Source organism: Streptomyces sp. NPDC002265 (assembly GCF_040296125.1).
Classification (GTDB): Bacteria; Actinomycetota; Actinomycetes; order Streptomycetales; family Streptomycetaceae; genus Streptomyces.
In genome coordinates this window covers 1-3,714 of record NZ_JBEOWS010000574.1, presented here as the reverse complement: position 1 = coordinate 3,714, position 3,714 = coordinate 1, and the positions used below count along the sequence as shown (strand labels likewise).

The 3,714-nt window shown below is 67.9% G+C and carries 4 protein-coding genes; 1 reads left to right on the top strand and 3 read right to left on the bottom strand.

Annotated elements, in window-relative coordinates:
- Positions 1-48: 48 nt before the first annotated feature.
- The 3 genes from ABT085_RS45005 to ABT085_RS44995 all read right to left on the bottom strand — a co-directional run bounded on the left by ABT085_RS45005 (position 49) and on the right by ABT085_RS44995 (position 2,777).
- Entirely contained in the window at positions 49-246 is a 198-nt protein-coding gene (locus ABT085_RS45005) for an acyl-CoA carboxylase subunit epsilon (protein ID WP_351622647.1), read from the bottom strand.
- A gap of 97 nt (positions 247-343) precedes the next feature.
- Positions 344-1,876 (bottom strand): acyl-CoA carboxylase subunit beta, encoded by a 1,533-nt coding sequence (locus ABT085_RS45000; RefSeq protein ID WP_502982985.1) that lies wholly within the window; start codon positions 1,874-1,876, stop codon positions 344-346.
- A gap of 370 nt (positions 1,877-2,246) precedes the next feature.
- The gene (locus ABT085_RS44995; protein ID WP_351622643.1) at positions 2,247-2,777 is read right to left on the bottom strand and encodes a hypothetical protein; all 531 of its coding nucleotides are present in this window, start codon (positions 2,775-2,777) and stop codon (positions 2,247-2,249) included.
- Between the two features lie 270 nt (positions 2,778-3,047).
- On the opposite strand from ABT085_RS44995, the gene ABT085_RS44990 reads away from it, so the two are divergent.
- Positions 3,048-3,668, top strand: a complete 621-nt coding sequence (locus tag ABT085_RS44990; protein ID WP_351622640.1) for a YceI family protein — start codon at positions 3,048-3,050, stop codon at positions 3,666-3,668.
- Positions 3,669-3,714 lie beyond the last annotated feature (46 nt).

Sequence of the window (3,714 nt, the reverse complement as noted above, 5' to 3'; positions counted from 1 at the left end):
CCCCTCTCCTGCAGAGAGGGGCCCTGACGCGCTCTGGGGGGGTGCTGCCTAGCCGTGCCAGCTGTGCGGGGCGCGGAAGCCGGGCTCGCGCTCCAGACGGCGCCAGCCGGCCTTGCGGTGGCCGCCGCCGTGCGCCGGGGTCTCCGTGGACGTACGGGCCGCGGCGCGGGCGAGCAGGATCGCCGTGATGGCGGCGACCTCCTCGGGCTCCGCATGGCCCTTCTCGACGCGAATGTCAGAGTTCATGGATGTCAGTCTCCGTGAGAGAGGTTTCCGCGGGGGTACCGCGGAGGATCCGCCGGGTTACTGCGCGGGGATGCCTCGGGCAGGGGTGGCGCGAGGGCTACTGCGGGGGGTTGCCGTGCTTGCGCGACGGCAGGTCCGCGTGCTTGCTGTGCAGCATGGCCAGGGACGTGATGAGGACCTCACGGGTCTCGGCCGGGTCGATGACGTCGTCCACCAGGCCGCGCTCGGCGGCGTAGTACGGGTGCATGAGCTCGGACTTGTACTCCTTGACCATGCGGGCTCGCATGGCCTCGGGGTCCTCGGCCTCGGCGATCTGCCGCCGGAAGATGACGTTGGCGGCGCCCTCGGCACCCATCACGGCGATCTCGTTGGTGGGCCACGCATAGGTGAGGTCGGCACCGATGGACTGGCTGTCCATGACGATGTACGCACCTCCGTACGCCTTGCGCAGGATCAGCGAGATCCTCGGCACGGTCGCGTTGCAGTACGCGTACAGCAGCTTGGCTCCATGACGGATGATCCCTCCGTGCTCCTGGTCGACACCGGGAAGGAATCCCGGCACGTCCAGGAAGGTGACGATCGGGATATTGAAAGCGTCACACATCTGGACGAAGCGCGCAGCTTTTTCACTCGCCTCGATGTCCAGCACGCCCGCGAGGGTCTGCGGCTGGTTGGCGACGATGCCGACGACCTGGCCGTCGAGCCGGGCCAGCGCGCAGATGATGTTCCGCGCCCAGCGCTCGTGGACCTCCAGGTAGTCGCCGTCGTCGACGATCTCCTCGATGACCTTGGCCATGTCGTACGGGCGGTTGCCGTCCGCGGGAACCAGGTCCAGCAGGACGTCGCCGCGCCGGTCCGCCGCGTCCGTCGACTCGACGCGCGGCGGGTTCTCACGGTTGTTCTGCGGGAGCATCGACAGGAGGTAGCGCACCTCGGCGATGCAGGTCTCCTCGTCGTCGTAGGCGAAGTGGCAGACACCGCTCGTCTCGGCGTGCACGTCGGCGCCGCCGAGCCCGTTCTGGGTGATCTCCTCGCCGGTGACCGCCTTGACGACGTCCGGTCCGGTGATGAACATCTGCGAGGTCTCACGGACCATGAAGACGAAGTCGGTGAGGGCGGGGCTGTAGGCCGCGCCGCCCGCGCACGGGCCGAGCATCACGCTGATCTGCGGGATGACTCCGGAGGCCTTGGTGTTGCGCTGGAAGATGCCGCCGTAGCCGGCGAGGGCGCTGACGCCCTCCTGGATACGGGCGCCGGCGCCGTCGTTCAGCGACACCAGCGGCGCTCCCGCCGCGATGGCCATGTCCATGATCTTGTGGATCTTCGTCGCGTGGGCCTCGCCCAGCGCGCCGCCGAAGATCCGGAAGTCGTGCGCGTAGACGAAGACCGTACGGCCCTCGACCGTGCCCCAGCCGGTGATCACACCGTCCGTGTACGGCTTCTTGGCCTCCAGTCCGAATCCGGTGGCCCGGTGCCGGCGCAGCTGCTCGACCTCCCGGAAGGATCCCGGGTCCAGGAGCAGCTCGATCCGCTCCCGGGCCGTCAGCTTGCCCTTGGCATGCTGCGCCTCGGTCGCCCTCTCGCTGGGACCTGCCAGTGCCTGCACGCGGATCTCGTGCAGCTCGGCCACACGCCCGCGTGCGTCCGTCGGCTCACCCGTCGTCTCTTCCAAAACGGTCATGTAGCGACCATACGAAGCCTGCCAAGGAAAGCGAGCCGTCGACTCCGTACAGTCTCCGGACCGTTTTCCTGGTGCCACTGAACAGAACGGTGGCCCCATGCAAGCCTTCCGACTGCTCAGGGGGCTTCGGGCTTGTAGGGGTCGCACAAACTCCAGGACCGAGACCCCGCTCACATCCACGGGTGGCACATGCCATCGCCGGAGTGACACCGGGACCCGTTCGGCGGTGTGCCGGACGCGGGGCCCGTCGTCGGCACGCAGTATGAACGGCCCTCGCGGCAGGGCGCCGCGAGGGCCGTCCACGAGGACGCGGAGCGGGTCAGCAGCCGCCGCAGTTGTAGTAGAGGACGTCCCAGTGGTTGCCCTCGTCGGCGTAGATGTTGCCGGCGCCGGACTGGTACTGGGGAGCGCCGTCGCCGCGCAGCCCGATGTAGCTGAAGGTGTTCTTGATGTAGTTCGTCACGCAGGTGTTCTTGCCGTAGTCGAGCTTGTAGCCGTTCCAGTGGGAGTACGTGCCGGAGGCGTGGCCGGTCTCGGTGCCTCCCGTGATGTTCAGGGCGCAGCCGCTGGCGCTCTTGAGGGTCTGGGCACCCTGGGCGGTGGCGAGGTTGAGCTGCTCGAAGGACGTGCAGGTGGAGTTGTTGCGGTCCGAGCAGTTGCCCGAGGACGACCAGGTGATGCCGGACGAGCGGAACATCGAGGTCGCGGTGGCGTGACTGATCTTGGTGGCGGCGAAGGCGTCGCCGGCGGTGCCGAGGACGGCCGCACCGGGGGCGATGAGAAGGGCCAGGACGGTGAGGACGGAGCGGAGCCGGAGGTGGAGCGGTCGCGCGGTCTTGGCGGGGACCATGAAAAACCCTTTCCTGCTGTGGGCCGTGCTTCCTGTGGGACGGCTGTGCAGGTGGCGCAGGGAGATGGTGCCCGAGCTCTACGCGCGTCCGCCAGAGGGCGGTGAATAATCACAGACCGTAGCCTGAGAGACACGTAGCGGATGATGTTGAAACTTGTACGGATTAGGTCTAGCGTCTACCTCGCACCTCGTTGAAGATTCAACAGAATCCTCCGCACCGGTTCCGCGGCTTCGGACGAAACCGCGACCCCGTCCCCCAAGGAGCACGTCATGGGCATCTTCGGCCGCAAGGACAGCGACGACACGACCCCCGAGACCGCCGCCACGGCCCCCGGCGCGGTGTCCCCCGAACTCGCCGCGCTGACCGGCGAGTACACGATCGACCCGGCCCACTCCTCGTTCGGCTTCGTGGCGCGCCACGCGATGGTCACGAACGTCAAGGGCAAGTTCAACGAGTTCTCCGGGTCCCTGCACCTGGACGGCAGCGACCCCGCCAAGTCCACGGCGACCATCGACATCACCATGGCCAGCGTCGACACCGGTTCCGCCGACCGTGACGGCCACCTCAAGAGCGCGGACTTCTTCAAGGCCGACGAGTTCCCGACGATGACCTTCCGTTCCACCGAGGCGCAGGCTCTCGGCGGCGACGACTACCGCATCACCGGCGACCTGACCATCCTCGGCGTCACCAAGCCGCTCACCATCGACCTGGAGTTCAACGGCTCCGCCAAGGACCCCTTCGGCAACGAGCGCGTCGGCTTCGAGGGAAAGGCGGAGATCCTGCGCTCCGCGTGGGGCCTGACGTGGAACGCGGCACTGGAGACGGGCGGCGTGCTGGTCTCCGACAAGATCAAGCTGAACTTCGACATCTCGGCGATCAGGAACGCGTGAGGCGCACCGGACAGCCGCCTCTCGCGCAGCGCGCCCGCCTCTCCCC

Coding starts and splice junctions, on each gene's coding strand:
- ABT085_RS45005 (WP_351622647.1), bottom strand. CDS start 246: ATGAACTCTGACATTCGCGTCGAGAAGGGCCATGCGGAGCCCGAGGAG.
- ABT085_RS44995 (WP_351622643.1), bottom strand. CDS start 2,777: ATGGTCCCCGCCAAGACCGCGCGACCGCTCCACCTCCGGCTCCGCTCC.
- ABT085_RS44990 (WP_351622640.1), top strand. CDS start 3,048: ATGGGCATCTTCGGCCGCAAGGACAGCGACGACACGACCCCCGAGACC.